The following is a 24,526-nucleotide window of genomic DNA, read 5'->3' as shown; positions in this document are numbered from 1 at the left end:
TTAAGATGTAATGGAGCGAACAATGAGATTAATTCCGCAATTTCGGACTAATGAGTTGCCGAGGGAGTAGTCCGTCCCGTACTAGTCGACATAAAAAGTGGTCGCTCCATCGTTGAATAAACGGAGCGACCACTTTTTCTTTTATTTAATTAGACAACCACAATTAAGCTTCATTCATCGTCATGCCGTGCACCCAAACCTGCTCGAGCTCAAGCTCCGAGCTGATCAGCAACAAGTCGGCATGCTTGCCTTCGGTGATCGAGCCGTGCGTCGCTTCGAGGCCGAGCAGCCTCGCCGGATTGCCGCTCGCGTAGCGGCTCGCTTCTGCGACGCTGACACCGACCTCGCGCACCATAAACCGGAGCGCATCGATCATCGTCAGCGTACTGCCGGCGAGCGCGCCGCCCTCCGTCAGCCGGGCAACGCCCGCCTGCACGGTCACGGCTTGGCCGCCTAGGTCGTACTGCCCGTCGCCGAGCCCGGCGGCGGACATGGCGTCCGTGATCAGCAGCAAGCCATGCGGCTGCTTCACCATCGTCAGCAGCTTAATCGCTGCTGGATGCACATGGATCCCATCGGCGATCACCTCGCCGCTGATGCGCGCGTCGGTGAGCACGGCACCGACGGTCCCTGGCTCGCGATGATGCAGCGGCTTCATCGCGTTGAAGGTATGCACCGCATGCGAGAGCCCCACAGCCACCGCCGACTGGATGTCGGCGTAAGAGGCGTCCGTGTGGCCGCATGCGGCAACGATGCCTTGATCGCGCAGCCACGCGATCATCTCATGGCCCCCCTCGCGCTCGGGGGCAAGCGTCAACTGCTTCATGAGCTGCGGGAACCGCTCATGCCAATCTTTCAACCAATCAAGCTGGGGTGTAACCATGAGCTTCGGATCTTGAGCGCCGGCCCACTTCGGCGAAATGAAAGGACCTTCCAAGTGCACGCCAAGCAGCTGAGCATAAGGCATGCCCTGATCTATATAGCTGTTCACTTCAACGAGCACACGATCAATGGCTTCACGCGTAGCTGTCATCGTCGTAGCCAGCATGCCAGTTGTGCCATGCGAAGCATGAAATTTGGTGATCGTATCCAAAGTTTCCGAATTCGCATCCATGAAGTCAGCGCCGTAACCGCCATGCACATGAACGTCAATGAAGCCAGGCAGCAACCATTTGCCGTCTGCTTCGATGCGAACTACACTTGGACTAGCTGTGTTCTGCCAACCAGATGGTTCACCCACGTAGGCCAATTTGCCATCTATTACATGAACTAATCCATTTTCAATGATACCTTGTTCCGTGACGACCTTGGCACCGGAGATGAGAAGCTCGCTCATTCGAACAGCCTCCCTGCCTCAGCATCAAGAAGAACAACTAGATGAGGATGAGTCTGTAGCAGTGTGGCAGGTACTTCAGTTGTAATCGGTCCCGTTAGAGCACGATGTACGATTTCGGCTTTATCAGCGCCGCGTACGATCAAAAGAATTGTTTTGGCTTTCAGAATGGTACCAACGCCCATCGTCAAGGCGTGTGTAGGCACGTCATTAATGGAATCGAAGTATCGCGCATTGGCTTCACGTGTCTCTTCTTTTAATTCAACACGGTGTGTACCACTAATCAAGGAATCGTCAGGCTCATTAAAGCCGATATGTCCATTATGGCCAAGGCCTAGAATTTGCAGATCAATTTGTTTCGCATCATCCAAAAGTTGATTGAATCGCTCACACTCTGCTTCCAAGTCAGGTGCATTCCCATTCGGGATATGAGCGGCTTCCGCAGGAAGATCAATATGCGCAAATAAATGCTGCTGCATATAAGCATGATAGCTTTCAGAATGGTCCTCAGGTAAGCCAACGTATTCATCTAGATTAAAAGTTGTCACTTGTTTAAAACTAACACGGCCCTTCTCGTAGGCTTTCACGAGCTCTTCGTAAATACCAACCGGTGTGCCACCTGTGGCTAAGCCGAGAACAGCTTTGGGCTGCATTTGAACCAGAGAGGTAATAATACCTGCACCTGCTTCGTTAAGTTCTTGTTGATTCTGGAAAATATGAAGATTCATACTCATTATTCCTCGCTTTCATGGATGTAAAATGTAAGTGGTAGAGAGATAAGTAAGGTTCAATGGACTATTTAGAAAGAGTTCATTTTTATTTTGCGTGAAAATTTCATTTATGGATCAAATTATTCTCATTTCAATCATAACTGATATTTTTGAGATCGGCAATAACCATTTTCCACTATTCTACATTGACTTACATGGGTATGTTTGCCATTCTTAACATAGATCATTACAACTATTTTATACAGAAAAAGGAGTAAGAACATGACGACTCGGGGACAACTGCCAGAAGCGATGCTTTTCGATTTGGATGGGACGTTATTTCAGACGGAAACCTTACTATTACCAGCGTACCATGCGACTTTCGACGAGCTTCGAGCCAAAGGAATATATGAAGGGGAGACACCGCCTGAAGACCGAATTCTTGGTGCGTTAGGTATGCTCCTTGAACAAATATGGATGCGTGTGATGCCAGAGTCACCTGTTGCCGTACATCAGGAGGCTGATAAGTTATTGATTAAGTACCAGGTCGAAGGACTTCAGGAGGGCCGCGGGGTATTATACGAGGGTGTAGCTGAAACCTTACAGACTTTGCATGCCAAAGGGGTTCGTTTATTTGTAGCCAGTAATGGGTTAGAAGATTACGTCAAACAAGTAATCGCGGAGATGGGGCTAGCGCATCTGTTCGAAGGCTTATATAGTGCAGGAGAGTACCAAACGCGTTCCAAAGTAGATTTAGTCCAAATTTTGCTCGAAAAACACGGTATTCAGTCCGCTTGGATGGTTGGAGATCGTTCGTCAGACGTAGAAGCGGGACTTCGTAATAACCTTACTGTTGTGGCATGCGACTATGCTGGCTTTCGAGAAGCTGGTGAACTTGAGGGTGCACATATCCGAATTCGACGATTTACTGAGCTGCTGGACTATATTTCCTAATTCTCGCAGGTCTGTCGCAAAGCGGGAGCCTTGGGCATACACTGTAGCACATTGAGAGATAAAGGTGCTGATCAGAATGCCTTCTTTTGTAGGGATATTCAATATTATAAGGAATGAAGGAAACCTGATTAACGGAGATACGTGTATCATTGCTCCGACGAGTGCCTCCAAATCATACGCAGGTGCTGGAGGAGGAATCACTGGGGACTTCTCGATTTCTACGACCGTATTCAGTGCGACAATTACGTTAGACCCTGATGTGATTGATGCAGGGGCGAATAAGACAGCAACGGGGACCTAAGCGATTCTAGTTGCCTAGAAGTTGACCGATTCAAGCTCACCATGCGTGGCGAGATGAATCGGTCTTTTCTTTTTGGAGAAGCCTATTGACACTGGCAAGCATGTTTATTTATTATTAACATATGAGTAATCATTCATATATGAACATGTAGTTCTAAGTATGTCGTTTGCGACTGGGGAGGTAATGCCATGCATCAGCATGATTCGAAAAAGGAACACGCATGTGGACATGACCACGGAGAAGAAAAAGGTCATGAGCATGAGGGCCACGCTCACCATGAATCTGAGCAACACGGTCATCATCATGATCATCATCATGGCCACGGACATCACCATGGCCATCATCACGGGCATTCAGGCAATAAGCAAGGGCTGTTGATCGCGCTAGGAATAACAGCGAGTATCATGGTTCTTGAATTGGTTGGTGGACTCTGGACGAACAGTTTGGCACTGCTGTCTGATTCTGGCCACATGCTAAGCGATGCGGGTGCACTAGCATTGAGCCTCCTAGCGCTATGGTTTACAGCGAAGCCCAGCTCAGCTCGTTTATCCTTTGGATTTCACCGTATTGAAATATTGGCAGCACTTTTTAATGCGGTGACGTTATTCGTCATTGCTGGACTCATAATATGGGAAGCGATTGATCGATTCCGCCATCCTGCTGCTGTTGCTAGCGGATCCATGATGCTCATCGCGTGCATAGGACTAATCGCCAATTTATTAAGCGCTTGGTCGCTCATGCGTAAGGGTGATGTACATGGTAATCTGAATTTACGGAGTGCTTATCTGCATATCTTAGGTGATGCGTTAGGTTCTGTAGGCGCGATTATAGCCGGTGCTGTGATGCTGTTATTTGGCTGGTATGTAGCAGACCCCATCATTAGTATCATTGTGTCTCTACTTATTTTAAGAGGCGCCTGGGGCGTTCTGAAATCAACTCTTCACATCTTGATGGAAGGAACACCAAGTTCTATTTCTATGGTCTCTGTTAAACAAGTTCTAGAAGAAATCGAAGGTGTCATTGATGTACATGACTTGCATGTGTGGACGATAACTTCGGGCATAGAAGCCCTGAGTTGTCATTTGCTGATTAAGGATGATCGGGATAGCCAAACTATTCTGCAGCAAGGAATTACCGTTATTGAGAAGCGGTTTGGTATTACACACGCGACCATACAAATCGAGAAATCAACGATCGACCATCAAACGCTTTTGGTTTAAAATAGGTGACGAGGACAGGAGGATTTCCTATGGATAAGGGATTACTGGAAGCGAGGAAAGTAACCGATGATGATTGTAGCTGTGAGCATACGGCTATAACGCAAGCGGAACGAGAGAGTGAGCTAACCGATGAGCAGGCCACTGGTATTGTAGAGATTTTCAAAGCCCTAGGAGATCCTACGCGCGTTAAAATCATCTACTTTCTACTAAATAAGGAGCTTTGTGTTCACGATCTGGGGATGCGAATTGGGATGGAGCAGTCTGCAGTATCTCATCAACTTAGGTATTTAAGGGATCTTCATATTGTCAAAAGACGAAAAGAAGGCAAAACCGTTTACTACTCTTTGGATGACGAGCACATTGAACAGATTTTTGTGCAAACGATGGTGCATCTAGGGCACAAATAAAACGAAGTAAACCAAAAAACAAGCGTTCACCCAGCAAGGTGATTCGCTTGTTTTTTTGGTGAACTATGATTCCGTGCTGTCATCCGTGCCTTTTTTCTGCCGCAGCATCCAAAGCGCATATTCTAGTGGCCTTGTTACGGCCTTCTGGTAGGTGGCGTGCTGTCCGATCCTGCGAAACACTTCCCGTGATGGCTTCGGATTCACTTCGAGCAGCCAGACACTTCCTTTGGAATCTACGGCGATGTCCATCCCCAATTCACACAGCTTCCCGAATTTGACCTCCAAATAATCGGCCAGCTTATAAGCGAAATCGTTCATCTCGTCTTTGATGTCTGCAATTTTCTCTTGAGATGAGAAGCGGTATCCTAATAAGCGATCTTGCGTGACAGCCGTGCCGCCACCATGAAGATTGGAGGTAATACTGCGATGAGGGCCAATTCTTCCTGCGCACCCCGTCACTTCCCATTCGCCTTGACCATTTTTCTGAATCAACAACCGATAGTCATGAACACGACCATCATTAAGAGTTAGTTGGATCCCTTGCTGAACGACATAGTCGGGGCTCAAATTCAACGTATGAAGCTTGATGGCCAGCTGTTTCTCATTCGCTCTGAAGGGAGCAATGATCGAACGGAATTGATTTCTGCCTTGTAACAAATAGAGATCAGAGGAAATCTGTTCAATCCGAAGAATTCCTCTTCCTCCGGTGCCATTCTTTGGTTTTACGTAGATGAGCTTATGTTTCTTCAGAAACCTCATCAACTCTTGGATGGTGCTGTAGCGAACGGTGGATGGTAGATAAGGGCGGATGCCAGTGTTTTGGGAGAGAGTTTGATGCATCGCCCATTTATTGGCCAGCGGTTTGCTCAAATAGATGAGCTTGGCATGGCGGTTGCGAAAAGCTTGTAGCATATGATAATTCGCCGCGGCTCTATAGCGGCAGCGATCATAGATAATGGGTGGTAATGTTGTGTACTTCCGAAGCCATCTTCCTCGACTGGAATCAAATGTGAGAGTTCGCACGGCATTTCCCTGTACATCCGCCGGAGTAAACACCTCGACTTGAACACCTAGTCGTTGGCCTTCCTTGCTAAGCTTCTGGAAATAAGCCAGTTCCTCAAGTCGTGAGTTGTTTAAATAAATAGCGAGTACGCCTAGTCGTTCTTGAGCCAAGCATAATCACCTTCTTCTCCGATTATTGATCAAATGCAGACTGTATTGAATAATCCGTTCAAGTGATTTCTGGCGGATTCGAGGTTCATCGAATTTCATTGGTTTCGAATTCGCTTCAAAAAACCAAATATGTCCAGACGTGTCAACACCGATATCCATGGACATTTCACCAAGTGGATTGCCTGATGATTTCTCTATTTGTGTAGCCAGTGTAATCACTGCTTGACGAACCCGTTTTAGAATGTTTTTGGCTTCTTTGGGACCGAAAACATAGGCAAGCAGCTTCCTGGGTTCGTCAATGGAACCACCCCGCGGAACGTGTGTGGTTATGCTGGCTTTGCCTGCTACACGGGCGCCAATCCCAGAGACACTCCATTCTCCTCTTGCTGTTTTCTGGACTAATGCACGCAGATCGTAAGCACGTTCTTTGAATCTAGTTAGCGCAATCCCTTGTTGGACGATATAATCTTGGCCACCGCTATGCATCTCCCATTCGTTCCAGATGTCATCCGCGCCGTTATGATAACTATAGACCATCTTTTTGTCTTCGAGGCGACTAAGCCGATATTGTCCATTGCTTCCCTTAGGGCTAACACGATCTATACGCATAATGCCGATTCCGGCTTTACCTTTAACAGGCTTCAAGTAGAGTACAGGGTGCTTCTGTAATAATTGGGAGAGATCTGCTACTTCATTCATCTGCAGGGTATCCGGCATGAACGGCTTACTTTCTTTGGCGTTATTTAACCAACTGAATAATGTCCATTTATTAAAAAAGGAAGGGTTGAATAAATGAATGCTGGTGCTCCGTTTACAAGCCTGAATCGTTTGCTGGACCTCTGGTTTCATTTCCATTTTTCGATAAGGAATGCGGTTATAAACAACTTGAGGAGAGGGAACGAGTTCCCTGCTCCATTTATTAGCACTTGGACGAAAGCGATAACCGTACATTTCAGAGTTCGAAATACTGAAGTCCTTGGCAGTCACGACATAAACGTCAAGACCGTATCGCTCGCCTGTTTTGATCAGGTCAAGAAAGTTATCTAAATTTCCGCGAAATACACGGGAACTGTCTTTTACGGTAAGGATAGCTAATGTTGGTTTAGGAGCTCTCTCATGAAGGGTAAAACCCATTAATTTTCCCTCCTTGAGCGGAAACGGCTCAAATAAAGACAATGCTCATACACACTTTGAAGGGTGGCCGTGTCTCCGTCTTTCAGCGAAGGATGCTTGAAAATGGATCGACCAGGCTTTGCATTAGCTTCAAACATCCACACTTTTTCATTCTGATCAATTCCGATATCGAAGCCTAACTCACCGAGCAAATGATTGTAATTATTTTCAATGCCTTGTGCGAGTTTAATCGCTGTTTCCTTGGCATTATCAAGAATTTGTTCCCCGCGTGCCCCATAAACTAGACGAAGAACCTGCTCAGGTGTCATGAGCTGCCCACCGTTTCGGATATGCGTTGTGACACTGCCTTTTCCTGATTTCTTAGCCCCAATCGCTGCAACAACCCATTGATTACTGCCGTTTTTCGTTAAGTGGAAGCGGAAGTCAATCGGACAATTATCAATTTCGATGAGCCGAATTCCTTGTTGGGCAACATAGCTAGCTAAACGGCCGCGCCCTGTTCCCAACATTTGCATCAAACCTTCGAATTTGGCATAACGAATCAGGACATTCTTATTCCCTTTCCGGAAGCGGACGAAATAACCACGCTTCGGATTATAGGTAACACGATATATGCCGATGCCAAGGCTGCCTGCAGTTGGTTTTAAGTAAATAAATTTATGTTTATCCAACATTTCTTTGATTTGTTCGGCTGTGGGATTAATTCGGGATTCGGGTACGAAGCGGAAAGCTTCGTCACCATCTAACATTTTGTAAACATCCCATTTATCAAAGAAGCTCCAGTTAAAGATCGGAATACCTCGCCCCACGAAGCGATTTTTAAATCCCTCCATCCCGGCTGATTTCTCAGCTTTACGGCTGGAGAGCCGATTGTAAATAACATCGGGAAGCGGGAAGGTTTTACGCATCCAACCGCCGCCTTCTTTGGGTATAAGGCCAGTTACGGTCTCCTGTATCCAATTTACACTCTTAGGGCTGAAAGCAAAGCTGAAAGAACGTTGTGAGCCCGTGTTGATAACTTGACGAATGAAGCCTGTTTTGGAGCCGAATGGCGATGTACCGTTTTCCACATTGGTTAGAACGCCAATAAGTGGACCGATGCGAAGCTCTTTATTGTTGGTATTCACGACTAACACATTCCCTGTGCGAGGAATACGCAAGGAGGCCATTAGGGAAAGCGGGATGTACATATGCTGACCACTTTTTTTGATCAAACGGACCGGTAACGAAGTCCCTTTACTCCCAACCTTTACAGTAATGGATTTAGTTCCGGTTAACCGTAAAGCTTTGGCGAGATCGCTCGTTAAGTAGACCGATCTATCTGTTCGTTGTACGGCGTGGAGCATACACGATGTCAAACTCATTAGGTTACCCTCCTAAACTTGTTGCCCTACGGGGCTTTCCGTGTCAAACCAAGCAGATATGACGTTCTGCCCCCATGAGCACGTTCAAACAAAGCTTAGCTAAACTTCAGCTCAGCTGTTTGTTCAACAAAAATCCAGCATAGTGGATTGGATTTGCAATTGATTTCGAACGAGCACGCTCATTATGCAAACGGGCGAAAATCGTTCGACCCGGCTTTGAATTCACTTCAAGAATCCATACGCGTCCGCTGGTATCAATACCGAAATCAATGCCTAACTCGGCTAATCGGCCATGATTGGACTCGAGTACAGACGGGATATGATTAGAGAGCGTGGTTATGGTGTCTATCAGCTGTTCAGACTTCATCTCTCCGAATTCGCGAGTTAGATACGCACTCACATCTTCAGCAGTGCCTCCGCCATGCAGATTGGAAGTGATGCTTCCAGGCTTTCCAACGCGAACGGCCATACCCGTATGTTCCCAGTTTCCGCGACCATTTTTCTGGACTAGAGATCGTACGTCATAGGACATTCCGTTCATGGAGTGGAGTTGTAAATAGTGTTGCAGGAGGTAAGGACGTGAGCCTATTTGATGCTTCAGCCATTGCCAGCAAGCGGACCATTCTTGAAACTCTTCCGAAACGGGATGATTACGTCCATCTCGTCCATGCAGCCTAAACAGGGAACCCACTTTGTGAATGTGGATCGCACCCTTGCCTTGACTCCCGCCTTGAGGCTTTAAGAATGCGTCTGAGTGGCTCTGTAACCAACTTTCAAGTTGATGTCCGCTTCGGAGTCTACTGGTCTCTGGCAAGTAAGGCAGTAAGGCAGGATCTTTTTGCAGAATCAGCCCTACTTCCCACTTTCCGCCAAGACCATAGCCAAGGAATCGAATCGTAGGGATCTCACGCAGCTTGCGTACATGATACTGATAAGTGAGATAACTATGTTTATTGCTGAAGAAGCAGCGATCATAGATGAGAGAGGGCAGGGGGAACAACTTAGTTATCCATGTTGACTGTATCCGATCGTACATATAGCCTCTTACCATCCCTTGCATCCAATCGATGCGATTAGGCGAGAAAACAAACACATCGATCCCTCTGCTAGCACCATGTGCAGACAGATTCTGATAAAAACTCGAGCTTGCAAAGGGCAGTTCTCGGTTCAGTTCGGTAACCATGATGCCTAACAAGGGGCGTTGTGTTCGCAATCGCATAGTTCACCTCAATGCTTCGCTAGAAAACGAGCGTATTTAACTAAAGTTCTTACAGATGGTCTGATTTTATTTTTCGTGTTGTCGGTGTTGAGCGCTGTATTATCATCCTTAGAAGGCTTAGAGTTCACTTCGAGCAGCCATACTCTACCTGATCGATCAACGGCAAGATCTATGCCTAATTCACCGAAATGACTAGGGATCTGGGTTTCGATCCCTTTGGCAATGTCCAAAGAGGCCTTGCGTAAACGACGAATAATCGAAGAGCGAGCTGCAGTTGTATTGAAAGAGGCTTTGGCGAGCGCAGCCGGTACTGTGGATAAGGATCCACCTCGTGCCAGGTTAGAAACAAAGTGCTGAGCACCCGCAATCCGACCTACAATCGAAGTGATTTCCCATTCTCCTTTTTCTCCCCGCTGCACAAGTGCTCGGAAGTCAATCGGATTCCCCTCGGATGAAATGAGATCAAGTCCTTGCTGTATTTGATAGCGCTGTGTCTTGAGCTTTCCAGAAACGGATTGAAAAACGGCAAGCAGAGAAGGGAACGTTTGTCGGCGGACGCCTGCAAGGCTAGTTGAATGAGCCGTATACGATTCGCCAAGGCCTTCTCTGCGAATACGAATAATGCCATTTCCAAGACTTCCCGTAATAGGTTTGAGGAATAGAACACTATGGCGAGCAGCCATAGATTTCAGCATTTGAAAGTTTTTGAAAAGATAAGACTCCGGCAAGTAGCTATGCAACGAGCTATCTTTTCGCAAAGCTTCGAAAACCTCTGTTTTGTTCAAATATTTCTCGTTAAAGATTTCTGTGCCATATCGGGACTTGACGTCCTTCATGAATTGTTGAACATTGGGCATATTCTCGTACTTGCGTGAGGTGAGACGATTGTAAATGACATTCGGAATCGGGAACGTTCTTTTACTCCAAGAACCATTGGCATAAGAATAAGCAGAAAGTGACTGTGGGTTGGCGCGCATTTCTTTCGGTGGGAAGAAACACACACTAGCCCCCATCTGATCACACGCATCGGTCAATTCTTTACAAAAAGTGGTGATAGCACCAAAAGGGCGGCTCGTGGAACTCGCGTTAACGCGGCTAATCATGACACCAATTAAGGGTCCAATCGACATTGTATTCGAAGTTGGCTTATAGTTGATGGTAAGCCGAGCCCCTTGATGAAGACCTATCTTAGATGCAAGCGCAGGGTCGACGCGAAGGCTATTCGGTACAGCAGCTGTGACCACTTTAACATCCTGCTGAGAGGAGCCGAATCGCATGTTAATCATTTGATTGGACGGAACTTTCCATTTTCTTGCAATGGCTTCACTTAGAACAACGGTCCGATCATCCAAAAAGATGCTGGTGCTTTGAATGGTTACGCCAACTTTCGATCTGGTCAATAGTGAACACTCCTTCCAGCATGAGAAAATCCCTATCGAGGCCATTCAAGGATGATCGACCGCTATTCTCCCCTACAAAGTGACGAGAATCTTCGAAGCAAAGTCAGTCCGCACCGAGTGAGCGCTCGGTCGGCTTCTACACTTTCCGCGTAAAGCGGTTAGTCATCTTTGGCTTTTTTCGATATGCGTTTCTACATTAATTTGTGGGGGCCCCGGGAAAGGAGAGACTTTGGCCTTCGACCAAAGATCCCTATATCTGGTAGATTTTATCTCCAACAAGAAAGCTGTTTCGTAAATCGAAAGCGAATACTTTCTTATCTGGTCATGGCGGTATTGCTGTTTAAGCAAAGTAAACTACTCCATCATATGAGGACATATTTCCCTTTGTGCCTAGGCATCGGGAGGAAAGCGCCCATTCTTCATACATAACTTCAGTGAATATTCAGCTATTTTTTAGGGCTTACTCAGGATTTTAGGCCTTTAACCGCGTATAATGAGCTTAGATTCTTATTCATAGAGATGGGATGGGTTAGGAATGAAAGCATCCTCGAAATGGACCAAATGGCAGATCGGATTCGTTAGTGCGATGATTGTTGTCTATTTGTTTCAGGAAGTCAAAGAGAGCCCTGAATTTCTTACGGCGGTTCGAGAAGCATCGAATGCGAAGCTAAATACGACACCCGTGATTGCTCAGAAAAAGCAAGACATGCCATCGTCAGAAAATTTCAGTAGAAATTCGAATAATAGGATGGAGCGCAGTGAAAGTAGTCGAAACCAGCTCAATCGGACAGATGACTCTTCCTCGCAATCACTTTCACAATCCCAACAGCAGAATCAGACCAAAACCCACACAAGAAGCCACGCATCCTAGCGTCGAGTCGGGACAGGAGAGGATGGCTACATGTTTCGTGATTTTACATTTCGTGCGATGAATTCACACATACAAATCCTACTGGAAACGGAAACACCAACTGCCGAGCTTGAAATCCCTGTGTTGGATGGTTTTGCTCATGCAGAGCAACGGTTTAGCCGGTTTATTCCGACAAGTGAATGCTCATATCTCAATGCGAGAAGCGGGCAGCTAAGTTTTGTTTCTGACAGCATGCTCGAAGTTCTTGAACTAGCAAGGCATTATCAGGAACAAACCAATGGTGCTTTTGATATTTGTGTTGGACATGCGATGGAGCGGGCTGGCTATCGGCAATCATTTGAGCGAATACAGGAAAGATTGATGGAGCTTGAGCAACCCAATCTACTCCCACACTCAGGTATGTCGTTGCAAGTGGATCCTTGGATGAAATCGGTTCGCTTATTAGCCGGGTACAAAGTGGATTTCGGTGGGATTGTCAAAAGCTGGACTGCTCAGCAGGTTGCGAATCGTCTGCAGACGGATTGGCGAGTTCGTAGAGGATTCATTAATGCGGGTGGAGATGTATCGGTATGGGGAGGGGCTGCAGAGAATGAGCCTTGGTGTATCGGGATTGCCAATCCTTTCGAAACGGATCCGTCCAAGGAAGTTACGCTTCAACTACGAACCGGTGCTGTAGCTACTTCCAGCATATTACGCAGACGTTGGCTAACGAACACAGGAGAGATGCATCATCTTATAGATACACGCACAATGCGGCCAAGCCGATCATCTGTTGTGCAGTGCACAGTTGTCGGCCAAGATTTGATTGCCTGTGAAGTCTGGGCCAAAGTGTTGTGCATGCTCGGAATGGAGGATGGAGTCCCGCTCTTCCAACGTAGATCACAAGACATGGAAGCACTCCTATATAGCTCCGTTGGTGATGTGTTTCAAGTGAAGCCGCTTCTCGGGAGCATGGAGCATTCCTGGATAGGGTTGAAAGGAGAAAGAAGCGTATGATTCATTTCTTGATTGAACTGCCTACCTGGATGCTCATTCGAACCTTTGGTATTCTTTCTTACTTAACTTTGTTCGTTGGCATGGCGATCGGTATTACCTATAGCTATCCTCAGATCAAAGGGCATAAGAAAGGCCAACTGCTCCGCTGGCACACCTATGCGAATTTAACAGGCATGGGCTTTGCCCTCCTCCACACGGCTATTCTCATTATAGATACTTTCATGCCTTTCGACTGGGCGGAACTGTTAATCCCTTTTTCAGCTAAAAATAATCCAGTACTGAACGGCTTGGGGACTATCGCCATGTATGGTTTACTCCTTGTACTGTTTACAACAGATATTCGACAAAAGTTGAAAAGAAAAGTATGGCTTGCACTTCATCTGTTGTCCTATCCGATATTTATATTGTCCATGCTGCATGGCATCTTCTTAGGGACAGATAGTAAGCAAGGCTGGGCAGCTACGATGTATATCACAACAGCGATCATACTTGTTAGTTTAACGCTGCTTAGATTCCAATTGTCGTCACGTAAACGTCAAGTAAAGCTAGGTCAATCGAAGCAAATATGATTCTGAGTTCCAATCCAGGCGATTGGGACTCTTTTGCGCATTCCCTTGTTGCGAAATATGTCGAAAATGTCTATAGTTAAAATGCGTGTTCAAAAAGTCTGATTTTCAGCACCGAGAAGATTGAAAGAAGCTAGGAAATGAGGAGCGAAGCGTAGTGAAGCTACGTGAGCACCGGAAGTTCCGGCTGAATTCAATATTCGATGTCGAATACGCTTCATGGACCACTTCGTGATCAAAATTGGACTTTTTGAATAACCTCTTAAATGGTATTTATGATGAAATGAGGATAGTAAACTCACATGGCAAAAGCAAAGATTACGGAGCTTGATATTGTCAGAGCCATTTCCATTTTGGCTGTAGTTCTGATTCATGTAACGGCAGACTGGACAGTGGATCCAGCGTTGAAAGGCAGCAGCACGCAGCTGTTTATTTTATTTCTGAACAAAATAAGTTATTTTGCTGTTCCCGTCTTTATCTTTTTGAGCGGCATCGTGCTGTTCTATATTTATGCGGATAATTGGAGCGCTAAGCAAGCTGGCATATTCTATTGGAAACGTGTTCGACAAGTGCTCGTCCCTTATATCGTTTGGTCCTTTTTCTACTATATATATAATCCGTGGTTATGGACGCCTGGGCATCCAATTAAAGTAGATCTGAAAGTATTTCTCGAGCAGTTAAAATGGGCAGATTCCGGCTATCATTTATATTTTATGATCATTATTGTGCAGTTCTACCTGCTGTTTCCTTTGCTCGTATGGGCTGTTAGGAATGCAGCATGGTTTCGTAAAACACTGGCGTTTTGGGGGTTAGCGGTTCAGTTTGGTGTTTATATCTATAGTCACTGGATTGGTCCTATCAGTCATAAACCTGAGCTGTGTATTACCTATTTCGGTTACTTCCTCATTGGCGGAGCCATCGGGATGAATTACGGCAATTTCCGCGCTTGGCTAGATCGCAACAAAGGGTGGGTGATCCCATCCTCAATCTTGAGTGGTTTGGTGTACACGGGGCTATATTTGTTAGCTTCTAGAGGGTACTCCTTTGAAAATACGTGGTATGAGATCGCGTGGCTTTTGTATAACCTTGGCATCGGCGTGAGCATGATCTGGATGGCTAAGGAGCTCCTAGTGAGGTGGAAGCGTGTGGCGAGCTTTTTCGTCTCACTGGGGTTGGTTTCCTTCGGCGTCTATCTGATGCATCCAGCCCTGCTCTCCTTATGGAAATATAAGGTTCACATACCGGGATCAATTCTACTATTTAATCTCTACAATGGCATTGTGTTTGTCTTGATTGTGGCCATACCGTGGATCTTGACTTTGGTGTATCGGAAGGTAAGAAAAGTTTTGTTGAAGTGAGGTAGGAAGACCTGTGACCAGTAGCTGGATAAAGAAGCTATCACGTTACAGCTTCCACAATAACGGCTCCCGCAAATCTGCGAAAATGCAGCTTTGGCGGGAGCTTTTTCGTGGGAGAATAAGTGACTAGAACGAGCATCAGGAACTTGCAGAGGTTCTGCGCTGCGCAGCAACGGCTGAGCCGCCGTCCTCACCGCCGCCAGTCCCTGCAACCGACTCAACACCAGCTCGCCCTAACGTCTCTCATTTCAAATCGGATTAGTATTTGAAAATCACGCCATTTTCAAGGATACTGAGAAAAAAGAGATAGAGGAGTGGACTCATGCATGAATGCAATCATTGATCTACTAAAAAATCATCGCTCTATTCGTAAATTTACGAATGAGCCTATTAGCAGCGAGCAACGCGAGGCGATTATTCAGGCAGCTCAAGCTGCCTCCACCTCGAGTAATATGCAAGCTTACAGCATCATCCATGTGACTGATGCTGATCTGAAGAGCCAGCTAGCCGAGCTAGCCGGCAATCAAGCTTACGTCAGCGAGTGCCCGCTGTTCCTCGTGTGGTGCGCAGACCTACACCGCTACGCGGAGGCGGTCCACCAACACGTGGACACGCCGGTCACCGGCAATGCTGAGAATCTCATCATTGCCACGGTCGAGGCTGCATTAGCTGCGCAAAATGCAGCGATCGCCGCCGAGTCGCTCGGCCTCGGCGTCTGCTACATCGGCGGGCTGCGCAATAAGCCCGCGGAAGTATCCGAGCTGCTGGGCTTGCCCCAGCTCGTGTACCCGATCTTCGGCATGTGCATCGGCATGCCGGATCAAGAGCCGCTGCTCCGTCCGCGGCTCCCGCTTGAAGCCGTGTACCACGAGAATCGGTACACGCAGAACCAAGCCGCGGTCGAGGCCTACGACGAGACGCTCCGCGACTACATGAACGTGCGTACCGGCGGCAAAGTCGATACGACCTGGTCCAAGGAAATGGCTGCGAAAGCGCAGCGTCCAAGGAAGCATATGAAAGCCTTTCTGAGCAGCCAAGGCTACGAAGTCGAATAAACTTGGCCGTACTGCGCCCCACACATTCATATCTCGACGACTTGTCTCATACAATGGAAGTAGGTAGAGCTAGGTTCGAGGTTAATATGAACGAAAGGCGTGTGATTCGGTTGAAAGGTTTCAAAAATGTCGTGTACATGAGTTTGGCAGTCGGCATGTTATTTTATTCCATTCCCCAATTGAATTTTCGTGAAGTGGGCTCATTGCCGATGATTTTTAGCGTCATCTGGCTTGTGATGGCCTTACTTATCATCGCCGCACATTTGCATCAAATCCTTGGTGTAGATGAAGAGAAACGGAAGCAACAACTCCGCATCAACCGGATGAAGAAATGGCAAATGGAACAGCTTGTACAAGGCAGACGGAAGCTTCTTCAATTCCGCAAGTAAGCGAAGAATGAGCTAAACTTTGACTTCGAACATATGTTTGGTATAATGAATATGAAGCATCCAATCCAATAGGGTTGGATGCTTTTCTATCTTTCAAACCCTCATTGTTCTTACCCATTAGAACGATTATACTAGTAGTACAGACTAATACAGGATCTAATAATGAGGTGTAACAGTTGGATACACATTCCGTCGATACATTAACGAAGCATGAGCAGATTTTACGGCACATTGAGGACTTGAAGCTAGGAAGTCGGATTTCCGTACGTAAAATCGCCAAAAATATGGAGGTCAGCGAAGGCACAGCCTACCGCGCAATTAAAGAGGCCGAGAATCAAGGACTCGTTTCAACGAAAGAGCGGATCGGAACCGTTCGTGTCGAGAAGAAGCTTCGTCAGAACATTGATAAGCTGACTTTTGCCGAGGTTGTGAATATGGTGGATGGCCAGGTGCTTGGCGGAGCGAAGGGGCTGCATAAGACGCTGCATAAGTTCGTGATCGGCGCTATGGAGCAAGATGCCATGTTGCGCTACATCGAGGCAGGCAGCTTACTTATTGTAGGTAACCGGAATAAAGCTCACTTATGTGCGCTTGATCAAGGCGCGGGCGTTCTCATTACAGGTGGATTTAACACGAGCCCTGAGGTCAAAGTTCTGGCGGATGAGCTGGAACTGCCGATTATTTCAAGCAGCTATGATACTTTTACCGTCGCATCCATGATTAACCGGGCCATCTACGATCGTTTGATCAAGAAGAAAATCATGCTCGTGGAAGATATTCTCGCCTCTGGTGCAGCGCTCTTCGCCTTGAAGGCGAACAGTACATTGAAAGATTGGCAGCGCATGTCCGAGGATACGGGCTACAGCCGCTTTCCTGTTGTCGATGAGTGGAATCGGATTATCGGTGTTGTCACGTCCAAAGATATGGTTGGCGCGAGCATCCAGCAATCCGTTGATAAATTAATGACACGCAATCCATTAACCGTTTCACCTCAGACGTCGGTCGCATCGGCCGCTCATATGATGGTGTGGGAAGGCATTGAGCTCTTGCCAGTTGTGGATACGAATCGCAAAATCGTCGGCGTGCTGAACCGCAGCGATATCTTGAAAGCCATGCAATCGATTCAGAAGCAGCCGCAGAACGGCGAAACGTTTGAAGATTTGATCTGGTCCGGGATGGAAGAGGTCAGAGATGAGAAGGGCAAACTGCAATTTCATGGTGTAATTACACCGCAGATGACGAATCATTTAGGGACGGTTTCGGAAGGGGTTCTTACGACGCTTATGACGCAGGCGGCTTACCGCATTGTGCAGGAGCATAAGAAGGGGGATCTCGTCATGGATAATATGTCGACCTACTTTCTGAAGCCGCTTCAGATTGATTCCAAAATAGAAATACGACCCACCATCATTGAGGTGAGCCGTAAATTTGGCAAGATCGATGTAGAGATTTATCATGCAGGAGCTCTGGTTTCCAAGGCGATGCTAACCGCGCAAGTAATCTAGCGGAGCAGACGATCAAAATGACCGTGATTGCGGATACCGACGAAAACATTGAACACGCCGATCAATACGAGCACGGTGCCGAAAATGCGGCGGAAGCTGGATTCGCTGAAGAAGAAGATCTGCGTAATCGCAATGAGTACGAGCATCAAGCCCATGCAAATGTTCATGCGTGCTGTATACAAGCCTCGTTTGGCAGCATCCGGTTCGCGACGTGAGCGAATGCTGTAGAACAAGGTAAGCCCAAGTAAGAGGCAAATAAGAATGAATAACGTCAATTGTATGGCGTGCATAACGACAATCCGTCCCTTTTATTTGAATTTACAATTAACTTTAGCGATTTTAAGAGGGGATTGCAAGATGAGCAGTCTTTTCACGTTATGTTTTTTTCTCTTGCGCTGTAATCCAAAGGGTTAACTCCGTTTGAATGAGAATGATGGATTTGACCTCGACGACATATTTTTTATCATGCAGGAAATACGTTCTTTGTGTGATAAGGCGCTCGTAGAGGGGCTGTGAATCCCGGACGAAGGTTGCCTTTTGGCCAATGACGAGCTTGAGCTCAGCTTTCACATCGCCTTCGATTTCCTTTTGAATATCCTCGCTGATCAAATCATCTTGATTTTTTGGCAGCAGATGAACATTAATGACATTGACTAACGTTTGATTATTTTTGGTCTTATTCAAGCTAGCGATATCATCTTCGAGGTCGTCATTTTCCTGTAGAGCTTTATGCAATTGCACATATAACTCGTTGTATGTGTGTTGATGAATACTCATGTATACGGCGCTCCCAATGATCGCTCCCGACAGCAGCAGTCCAAGGCTTGCCAGCAGTCGTTGGTATCTTGCAAAAGGAGGGATTCTCAAGGCTGATGCCCACCTTTGCAGATCATTTGAATAAGTGCCGTTCCGAATTGTGCCCCTGTAAAAGCAACGACGATATAGACAATCTGCTTGATTGCCGGATTGAGATGGCCGATGGCCACGTGACTTTCAATATAACGAATTGGATCAATAGTACCGCCAACCGCAGCGACCATCGCCCAAATCTTAATATTTTCCGAAATGGTCAGCATTTTCTCAGTTGGAGATTGCAAGGTTAATACGGCTGCGATACCGCTTAACATACTGCCTCCGAATACGACTCCAAACGCAATGCAGAAATACATGATAATACTTGCCCAAAAGCCAGCCATGTGCCAATCGCTTCCTTTCTACTGAGTTGGAGGACATACTCTCACTACTACTGTATGGGACTGGCTAGCTCCAATATGATAAAATGCATGGAAATAAATCAATAAGAAGGGGGGAACCAGCGGATGAGTTCGTTTGTACATCTGCATGTGCATAGTGAATATAGCTTATTAGATGGTGCGGCACGGATGGAGGAGCTTGTTACACAAGCGGCCAATCTGGGCATGACATCTTTGGCGCTGACAGATCATGGCGTCATGTACGGGGCGATTGCATTCTACAAAGCTTGCAAACAGCGGGGCATCAAACCAATTATTGGCTGTGAGGTTTACTTCACTTCGAGTTCCATTCGTGAAAAAGGATCGCGGCAGGAACAGCCGATTTATCACCTTATTTTGCTTGCCAAAAATTTCAAAGGCTATCAAAACCTAATGAAGCTCACGTCGATTGCACATCTACAGGGCTTTCACTATAAACCACGTATTGATTTAGAGCATTTATCCCAGCATTCGGAAGGGCTCATTTGCCTTAGTTCCTGCTTAGGGAGTGAGGTTTCTCAGCATTTGCTGCATAACCGATACGACGAAGCTCGTAAAGCAGCAGAGCGTTACCGCGACATATTCGGTGATGATTTCTTTCTGGAGATTCAAGATCACGGCATGATTGAGCAGAAAAAAGTAATGGTTTCCATGATTGAATTGAGCAAAGAAACCGGGATTCCGTTAATTGCAACGAATGATGTGCATTATGTAACAGAGCCAGATCATGTAATGCAGGATATTCTTATTTGTATAGGCACTGGCAAAACGGTAGAGGACACGGATCGGCTCAAGATGGGAACGAGTCAGATGTATTTGAAAAGCGAGGAGGAAATGCGACGCTTATTCGTCCATGTGCCTGAAGCGCTTGCGAATACAGCTGTGGTTGCCTCGCGCTGTGACTTAGAACTGACGTTCGGTAAGTCGATTTTGCCAAGCTTCCGTCCGATTCCGGAGCATTTAACCGCAGGTGCTTATTTGCAGGAGCTGTGCAGACAAGGGCTGGAACAGCGTTACGGCAGCAAGCCAGAGTGGCATGATGCAGGCCATCCGATGAGGAAACAGGCCGAAGAGCGACTCTCTTATGAGCTTGGTGTCATCGCAAACATGGGCTTCTCCGATTACTTCTTAATCGTATGGGACTTTATTCGATTCGCGCATGAGAAACGGATCATGACAGGGCCAGGACGGGGATCCTCGGCAGGAAGCTTAGTTGCTTATGTGCTTCGCATAACGAATGTAGATCCGTTGCAATATAAGCTGCTGTTTGAACGGTTCTTGAACCCAGAACGGATATCCATGCCCGATATCGATATCGATTTTAGCGATGAACGACGGGATGAAGTCATTGATTATGTCGTTGCCAAATATGGTCATGAACACGTTGCCCAAATTATTACCTTCGGAACGATGGCGGCGAAGGCCGCAGTACGAGATGTAGGGCGTGTTCTCAATGTGCCTTACGGGGATGTGGATCGGGCAGCGAAAGCAATTCCGAATCAGCTTGGGATGACTTTGAAGGAAGCACTTCAGGTTAGCTCAGATTTGAAAGGGATGGTAGCCAGACAACCGAAGACCGCAGAACTGCTAGAGATGGCTATGCGCGTTGAGGGGATGCCGCGCCATGCTTCAACGCATGCTGCTGGTGTCGTCATTTCGCGAGAGCCACTGACGCATTACGTGCCTTTACAAGAAGGCACGACACAGACGGCACTCACGCAATATACGATGGAGCATTTGGAGGCGATCGGTCTCCTTAAGATGGATTTCCTGGGTCTGCGGACACTTTCCATTATTGAACGAACGGTCGATTGGCTTTCCCAAATGGAAGAGGTTCAGATTAACTTCGATCTCCTGAATATGGATTCGGATGATATCACCTATGAGATGCTCAGCAAAGGGGAAACAACCGGCGTTTTCCAATTGGAATCAACCGGCTGTCGCAAGGTCCTCAAGGACTTGAAGCCATCTGAATTTGAAGATATTATTTCCGTCTTAGCCTTATATCGTCCAGGTCCGATGGAGTTTATTCCCAAATATATTGCCGGTAAGCACGGACAAGTAGAGGTTGTTTATCCGCATCCAACGCTTGAGCCCATTCTACGTGACACTTACGGCATCATCGTTTATCAAGAGCAAATTATGCAAATTGCCTCGTCCATGGCGGGCTTCAGCTTAGGAGAAGCGGATCTACTGCGTAGAGCTGTTTCCAAAAAGAAGCGGGAAGTCCTCGATGAAGAGCGTACACATTTCGTGTCGGGAAGTTTACGTCAAGGCTTTAACGCGGATGAAGCGAACCATGTATATGATATGATCGTGCGTTTTGCCGATTACGGCTTTCCGCGCGCGCATGCTACAGCCTATGGGGTTCTTGCCTTCCAAACGGCTTATCTTAAAGCACATTATCCGATCTACTTCATGGCATCCATGCTAACAGCAGTCATGGGGAATCATCGTAAAGTTGCTGAGTACGTAGATGAGTGTCGACGTGTGAAGCTCGCTGTTCTGCCGCCGGATGTGAATGGCAGCGGAACAGTGTTTACGCCCGATTCGAAAGCTGGAGCTATCCGTTTTGGTTTGGCCGCTATCAAAAATGTCGGAACACAAGCGATCGACGCCATTCTTAGCGAGAGAAAGAAAGCTCCGTTTGAGAGCTTGCTCGATTTCTGTCGACGGGTGGACCTTCGCGTAGTTAATAAAAGAGTCGTTGAATCCCTCATCCAAGGGGGCGCCTTCGATTCGCTTGGCGGTCACCGCGCCCAGCATCTCGCGATTCTCGATGAAACCATCGCTTCCGCTACGAAATGGCGCAAGGAACGGGACGATCTGCAGCTTCACCTGTTCGGATTCGTTGAGGAACCGAACTGGGAGGTGGAAGTGCCGAATATCCCTCCAATGCCGCAATCCAAGCAGCTTGAGCTCGAGAAAGAGCTGCTCGGCATGTACATCTCTGGTCATCCGCTGGATGCCTATGCGGAACAGCTGGCAGAGCTGGATGCTGTGATGCTGCATCAGTTAGCAGAGCTTCCAGATAACAGCGATGTTCTGGTTGCCGGGATGATCCTCTCGAACAAGACGATCGTCACCAAAAAAGGTGACCCGATGGCGTTCATGGAGCTGGAGGATCGCATTGATAAGGTCGAGGTGGTCTTGTTCCCCGAGACCTGGAAGAAGTCGGCTCCGCTCGTGCAGAAGGGCAGACTCGTCCTCGTCCGTGCGAAGCTGCAGCTTCAGGACGAGGACCCGCCCAAGCTGCTCGCGGAGCAGCTTGCCGCGCTGGACGACCCGGAGGCCGTCCAGCGGCTTCGCCGGCAGCCTGCGGGCAGACGATCCCCTGACGACGTCAGGGATCGTGCACCGCGCCCGGCTGCCCCGCAGAGCGGCGCGCGCAGCGCCGCTCCTGCACCGCAGGCGGCCCCGGCAGCGGGCCGCCCAGAGCCCCGCGCTGAGGCTGAGGCGAAGCCGCAGCGCGTGTTCGTCAAGATCACGGCTGACTGCGAGCAGCCGGATAAGCTTCTGCAGCTGAAGGCGCTGCTGAAGCTGCATAAGGGCCAGCTTGCGGTTGCGCTTTTCTATGAAAGCAGCAACAAGCTCTTGGCCTTGAGCGACCAGTATCGGGTCGATCCGAACAAGGATCTTACGCGCATGATCGAGACGATTATGGGCAAAGATTCCGTTCGAGTGAAATGAGAAAATCTCAATCCAGGCCATTCAACCACTTTGAAAAATATGAAAATATTCAATCTCCGATTTCGCTGGCGGGGAAACTGCCCTAGCGCACAATTGTTGTGCGCAAGCGAGAGCCGTCCGACGGGGGAACTGCCCTAGCGCACAATTCTTGTGCGCAAGCGAGAGCCGTCCGACGGGGGCAATGCCCTAGCGCACAATTGTTGTGCGCAAACGAGAGCCGTCCGACGGGGGAACTGCCCTAGCACACAATTGTTGTGCGCAAGCGAGAGCCGTCCGACGGGGGAACTGCCCTAGCGCACAATTCTTGTGCGCAAGTGAGCGCAATCCGTCGTGGGAACTGCCCTAGCGCACAATTGTTGTGCGCAAGCGAGCACAATCCGTTGTAGGCACTGCCCTAGCGCACAATTCTTGTGCGCAAGCGAGTGCAATCCGTCGTAGGCACTGCCCTAGCGCACAATTCTTGTGCGCAAGCGAGAGCCGTCCGTCGTAGGCACTGCCCTAGCACACAATTGTTGTGCGCAAGCGAGAGCCGTCCGACGGGGGAACTGCCCTAGCGCACAATTCTTGTGCGCAAGCGAGTGGTAAACATGACTTCCTCCGCATATGAATAGGAACCCGGCTTTTCTTATTCATATTAGCATTCCATTGCTAGGAGGAGGATTTATGACCGAACAACACATGATCCAGCTACTCCAGAAACGCGGCGTGTCCGTGGATCAAGTCTCAGAAATTGTATACAAGCTGCAGAAGCCGTATAATGATCAACTCACGACCCAAGAATGTGTAGACAGTGTTATGGCAGTACTTTCCAAGCGTGAAGTGCAATACACCCTCTATACAGGGATTGCACTGGATGAATTAGCCGAGAAGAAAATGCTCCCAGAGCCGCTGCAATCGATTCTTGAAGTCGATGAACCTCTCTATGGGGTAGACGAGACGTTAGCTCTTGGAATTGTTCATGTTTATGGAATGATTGGTTTAACCAGCTTTGGCTATTTGGATAAGGAAAAAATAGGGATTATTCGCGCTTTGAATGATGATCGCAGCGCTGTACATGTGTTTCTAGATGATTTAGTTTGTGGATTAGCGGCAGCAGCCTCAGCCAGAATCGCGCACCAAAATGAGCATGCGCCCGATTATAGCTCTAAACACCGTCTGGACTAAGCCATACTAGTTCAGGCTTTATTTTACATTTAGAAATGATAGGTTTCTCGCGATAAATCTGATATATTTCTAGATAAACGCTCACGTCCGAAGCGGACTGTGTAGTCGTTTATTTTCGTTTCCATGATGTGCTCTGTTGCGGGCAAAAGTGGAATTATGCTATCATTATTGCATTGTGTGTTCCTATGCGTATAAAGGATGTTATTATCGTCATTGCTTAGTTGCCTTAGTTGTTGTAGTTGCACGTCATAGGAGGTTTATTCATGTGGACGGTGATCTATATAGCTCCTACTGCGAAAATTGCAGAGCGGATTAAACAGAGACTGACGGAAGAAGGTTTTCTAGTTCAGGTACGAGGCATCTCTTTATCCAAAAATCAGTTTGAAATTGTTGTTCCCGAAGGGGAGCTGGAAGAAGTACAAGAAGTGCTCAATTCTATTTTACATAGATAGTTAAAGTAGAACTAAGAAACGTGGCTTGTCAGA

General features: G+C 47.4%; 24 protein-coding genes. 14 read left to right on the top strand and 10 right to left on the bottom strand.

All coding sequences use genetic code 11. The features are described from left to right. Positions 1-163 precede the first annotated feature (163 nt). On the bottom strand, positions 164-1,336 hold the full coding sequence (nagA, locus tag GC096_RS36625) for an N-acetylglucosamine-6-phosphate deacetylase (protein ID WP_171637941.1): 1,173 nt from the start codon (positions 1,334-1,336) through the stop codon (positions 164-166). Continuing rightward, positions 1,333-2,061 (bottom strand): glucosamine-6-phosphate deaminase, encoded by a 729-nt coding sequence (gene nagB / locus GC096_RS36620; protein WP_171637939.1) that lies wholly within the window; start codon positions 2,059-2,061, stop codon positions 1,333-1,335. The genes nagA and nagB overlap by 4 nt, the downstream gene beginning before the upstream one ends. A gap of 264 nt (positions 2,062-2,325) precedes the next feature. Between nagB and GC096_RS36615 the strand changes: the two genes are divergently transcribed. The 4 genes from GC096_RS36615 to GC096_RS36600 all read left to right on the top strand — a co-directional run bounded on the left by GC096_RS36615 (position 2,326) and on the right by GC096_RS36600 (position 4,925). Continuing rightward, on the top strand, positions 2,326-2,997 hold the full coding sequence (locus tag GC096_RS36615; protein WP_171637937.1) for an HAD family hydrolase: 672 nt from the start codon (positions 2,326-2,328) through the stop codon (positions 2,995-2,997). Positions 2,998-3,073: 76 nt separating this feature from the next. Further along, positions 3,074-3,298, top strand: a complete 225-nt coding sequence (locus GC096_RS36610; RefSeq protein ID WP_171637935.1) for a spore germination protein — start codon at positions 3,074-3,076, stop codon at positions 3,296-3,298. Between the two features lie 188 nt (positions 3,299-3,486). Beyond that, a complete protein-coding gene (locus GC096_RS36605; protein ID WP_171637933.1) occupies positions 3,487-4,518 on the top strand; it encodes a cation diffusion facilitator family transporter in 1,032 nt (343 codons plus the stop codon). A gap of 29 nt (positions 4,519-4,547) precedes the next feature. Next, complete coding sequence (locus GC096_RS36600) at positions 4,548-4,925, top strand: ArsR/SmtB family transcription factor (protein WP_171637931.1); 378 nt, start codon at positions 4,548-4,550, stop codon at positions 4,923-4,925. Positions 4,926-4,988: 63 nt separating this feature from the next. On the opposite strand, the gene GC096_RS36595 is transcribed toward GC096_RS36600, so the two are convergent. The 5 genes from GC096_RS36595 to GC096_RS36575 form a co-directional block, all read right to left on the bottom strand. Beyond that, positions 4,989-6,098 (bottom strand): YheC/YheD family endospore coat-associated protein, encoded by a 1,110-nt coding sequence (locus GC096_RS36595; protein ID WP_171637929.1) that lies wholly within the window; start codon positions 6,096-6,098, stop codon positions 4,989-4,991. A gap of 6 nt (positions 6,099-6,104) precedes the next feature. Then, positions 6,105-7,232 (bottom strand): YheC/YheD family endospore coat-associated protein, encoded by a 1,128-nt coding sequence (locus GC096_RS36590; protein WP_171637927.1) that lies wholly within the window; start codon positions 7,230-7,232, stop codon positions 6,105-6,107. After that, positions 7,232-8,596 carry a YheC/YheD family endospore coat-associated protein gene (locus GC096_RS36585; RefSeq protein WP_171637926.1) on the bottom strand — a complete coding sequence of 455 codons (1,365 nt, stop codon included), beginning with the start codon at positions 8,594-8,596 and terminating at the stop codon, positions 7,232-7,234. Before GC096_RS36585 ends, GC096_RS36590 begins: the two co-directional genes overlap by 1 nt. A 106-nt stretch (positions 8,597-8,702) precedes the next feature. Beyond that, entirely contained in the window at positions 8,703-9,815 is a 1,113-nt protein-coding gene (locus GC096_RS36580) for a YheC/YheD family endospore coat-associated protein (protein ID WP_171637924.1), read from the bottom strand. 8 nt (positions 9,816-9,823) lie between these two features. After that, complete coding sequence (locus GC096_RS36575; RefSeq protein ID WP_171637922.1) at positions 9,824-11,215, bottom strand: YheC/YheD family endospore coat-associated protein; 1,392 nt, start codon at positions 11,213-11,215, stop codon at positions 9,824-9,826. A gap of 535 nt (positions 11,216-11,750) precedes the next feature. On the opposite strand from GC096_RS36575, the gene GC096_RS36570 reads away from it, so the two are divergent. The 7 genes from GC096_RS36570 (at position 11,751) to GC096_RS36540 (ending at position 17,955) form a co-directional block, all read left to right on the top strand. Further along, a complete protein-coding gene (locus GC096_RS36570; RefSeq protein ID WP_171637920.1) occupies positions 11,751-12,086 on the top strand; it encodes a hypothetical protein in 336 nt (111 codons plus the stop codon). A 30-nt stretch (positions 12,087-12,116) separates the two neighbouring features. Beyond that, complete coding sequence (locus GC096_RS36565) at positions 12,117-13,082, top strand: FAD:protein FMN transferase (protein WP_171637918.1); 966 nt, start codon at positions 12,117-12,119, stop codon at positions 13,080-13,082. Continuing rightward, positions 13,079-13,651 (top strand): ferric reductase-like transmembrane domain-containing protein, encoded by a 573-nt coding sequence (locus GC096_RS36560; protein ID WP_171637916.1) that lies wholly within the window; start codon positions 13,079-13,081, stop codon positions 13,649-13,651. Before GC096_RS36565 ends, GC096_RS36560 begins: the two co-directional genes overlap by 4 nt. A gap of 299 nt (positions 13,652-13,950) precedes the next feature. Beyond that, positions 13,951-15,006 carry an acyltransferase gene (locus tag GC096_RS36555; protein ID WP_171637908.1) on the top strand — a complete coding sequence of 352 codons (1,056 nt, stop codon included), beginning with the start codon at positions 13,951-13,953 and terminating at the stop codon, positions 15,004-15,006. A gap of 326 nt (positions 15,007-15,332) precedes the next feature. Further along, positions 15,333-16,061 (top strand): oxygen-insensitive NADPH nitroreductase, encoded by a 729-nt coding sequence (nfsA, locus tag GC096_RS36550; RefSeq protein ID WP_171637906.1) that lies wholly within the window; start codon positions 15,333-15,335, stop codon positions 16,059-16,061. A gap of 86 nt (positions 16,062-16,147) precedes the next feature. Continuing rightward, positions 16,148-16,450: a hypothetical protein gene (locus GC096_RS36545; protein WP_235550640.1), complete on the top strand. Its 303-nt coding sequence runs from the start codon at positions 16,148-16,150 to the stop codon at positions 16,448-16,450. A gap of 176 nt (positions 16,451-16,626) precedes the next feature. Beyond that, positions 16,627-17,955, top strand: a complete 1,329-nt coding sequence (locus tag GC096_RS36540) for a DRTGG domain-containing protein (protein ID WP_246303247.1) — start codon at positions 16,627-16,629, stop codon at positions 17,953-17,955. Here the strand turns inward: GC096_RS36540 and GC096_RS36535 are convergent. The 3 genes from GC096_RS36535 to GC096_RS36525 all read right to left on the bottom strand — a co-directional run bounded on the left by GC096_RS36535 (position 17,952) and on the right by GC096_RS36525 (position 19,151). After that, positions 17,952-18,245: a YtpI family protein gene (locus GC096_RS36535; protein ID WP_171637904.1), complete on the bottom strand. Its 294-nt coding sequence runs from the start codon at positions 18,243-18,245 to the stop codon at positions 17,952-17,954. The two genes, GC096_RS36540 and GC096_RS36535, sit on opposite strands and share 4 nt — an antisense overlap. Positions 18,246-18,330: 85 nt before the next feature. Beyond that, positions 18,331-18,822, bottom strand: a complete 492-nt coding sequence (locus GC096_RS36530) for a sporulation membrane protein YtrI (RefSeq protein ID WP_171637902.1) — start codon at positions 18,820-18,822, stop codon at positions 18,331-18,333. After that, positions 18,819-19,151 (bottom strand): YtrH family sporulation protein, encoded by a 333-nt coding sequence (locus GC096_RS36525; protein ID WP_056624073.1) that lies wholly within the window; start codon positions 19,149-19,151, stop codon positions 18,819-18,821. Before GC096_RS36525 ends, GC096_RS36530 begins: the two co-directional genes overlap by 4 nt. Positions 19,152-19,274: 123 nt before the next feature. Between GC096_RS36525 and GC096_RS36520 the strand changes: the two genes are divergently transcribed. The 3 genes from GC096_RS36520 (at position 19,275) to GC096_RS36510 (ending at position 24,493) form a co-directional block, all read left to right on the top strand. Continuing rightward, the gene (locus GC096_RS36520) at positions 19,275-22,877 is read left to right on the top strand and encodes a DNA polymerase III subunit alpha (protein WP_171637900.1); all 3,603 of its coding nucleotides are present in this window, start codon (positions 19,275-19,277) and stop codon (positions 22,875-22,877) included. Between the two features lie 663 nt (positions 22,878-23,540). Continuing rightward, on the top strand, positions 23,541-24,041 hold the full coding sequence (locus tag GC096_RS36515) for a phosphatidylglycerophosphatase A family protein (RefSeq protein ID WP_171637898.1): 501 nt from the start codon (positions 23,541-23,543) through the stop codon (positions 24,039-24,041). A 263-nt stretch (positions 24,042-24,304) separates the two neighbouring features. After that, positions 24,305-24,493, top strand: a complete 189-nt coding sequence (locus tag GC096_RS36510; RefSeq protein ID WP_028554922.1) for a hypothetical protein — start codon at positions 24,305-24,307, stop codon at positions 24,491-24,493. Positions 24,494-24,526 lie beyond the last annotated feature (33 nt).

The sequence above is a fragment of the Paenibacillus plantarum genome (genome assembly GCF_013141695.1).
Taxonomy (GTDB): domain Bacteria; phylum Bacillota; class Bacilli; order Paenibacillales; family NBRC-103111; genus Paenibacillus_E; species Paenibacillus_E plantarum.
This window is presented reverse-complemented; position numbering and strand designations above follow the sequence as displayed.

Bases quoted from the DNA above. Each gene is read 5' to 3' on its own strand.
- nagA (WP_171637941.1), bottom strand. From the start codon at position 1,336: ATGAGCGAGCTTCTCATCTCCGGTGCCAAGGTCGTCACGGAACAAGGT.
- nagB (WP_171637939.1), bottom strand. From the start codon at position 2,061: ATGAATCTTCATATTTTCCAGAATCAACAAGAACTTAACGAAGCAGGT.
- GC096_RS36615 (WP_171637937.1), top strand. From the start codon at position 2,326: ATGACGACTCGGGGACAACTGCCAGAAGCGATGCTTTTCGATTTGGAT.
- GC096_RS36610 (WP_171637935.1), top strand. From the start codon at position 3,074: ATGCCTTCTTTTGTAGGGATATTCAATATTATAAGGAATGAAGGAAAC.
- GC096_RS36605 (WP_171637933.1), top strand. From the start codon at position 3,487: ATGCATCAGCATGATTCGAAAAAGGAACACGCATGTGGACATGACCAC.
- GC096_RS36600 (WP_171637931.1), top strand. From the start codon at position 4,548: ATGGATAAGGGATTACTGGAAGCGAGGAAAGTAACCGATGATGATTGT.
- GC096_RS36590 (WP_171637927.1), bottom strand. From the start codon at position 7,232: ATGGGTTTTACCCTTCATGAGAGAGCTCCTAAACCAACATTAGCTATC.
- GC096_RS36585 (WP_171637926.1), bottom strand. From the start codon at position 8,596: ATGAGTTTGACATCGTGTATGCTCCACGCCGTACAACGAACAGATAGA.
- GC096_RS36580 (WP_171637924.1), bottom strand. From the start codon at position 9,815: ATGCGATTGCGAACACAACGCCCCTTGTTAGGCATCATGGTTACCGAA.
- GC096_RS36570 (WP_171637920.1), top strand. From the start codon at position 11,751: ATGAAAGCATCCTCGAAATGGACCAAATGGCAGATCGGATTCGTTAGT.
- GC096_RS36565 (WP_171637918.1), top strand. From the start codon at position 12,117: ATGTTTCGTGATTTTACATTTCGTGCGATGAATTCACACATACAAATC.
- GC096_RS36560 (WP_171637916.1), top strand. From the start codon at position 13,079: ATGATTCATTTCTTGATTGAACTGCCTACCTGGATGCTCATTCGAACC.
- GC096_RS36555 (WP_171637908.1), top strand. From the start codon at position 13,951: ATGGCAAAAGCAAAGATTACGGAGCTTGATATTGTCAGAGCCATTTCC.
- nfsA (WP_171637906.1), top strand. From the start codon at position 15,333: ATGAATGCAATCATTGATCTACTAAAAAATCATCGCTCTATTCGTAAA.
- GC096_RS36545 (WP_235550640.1), top strand. From the start codon at position 16,148: ATGAACGAAAGGCGTGTGATTCGGTTGAAAGGTTTCAAAAATGTCGTG.
- GC096_RS36535 (WP_171637904.1), bottom strand. From the start codon at position 18,245: ATGCACGCCATACAATTGACGTTATTCATTCTTATTTGCCTCTTACTT.
- GC096_RS36525 (WP_056624073.1), bottom strand. From the start codon at position 19,151: ATGGCTGGCTTTTGGGCAAGTATTATCATGTATTTCTGCATTGCGTTT.
- GC096_RS36520 (WP_171637900.1), top strand. From the start codon at position 19,275: ATGAGTTCGTTTGTACATCTGCATGTGCATAGTGAATATAGCTTATTA.
- GC096_RS36515 (WP_171637898.1), top strand. From the start codon at position 23,541: ATGACCGAACAACACATGATCCAGCTACTCCAGAAACGCGGCGTGTCC.
- GC096_RS36510 (WP_028554922.1), top strand. From the start codon at position 24,305: ATGTGGACGGTGATCTATATAGCTCCTACTGCGAAAATTGCAGAGCGG.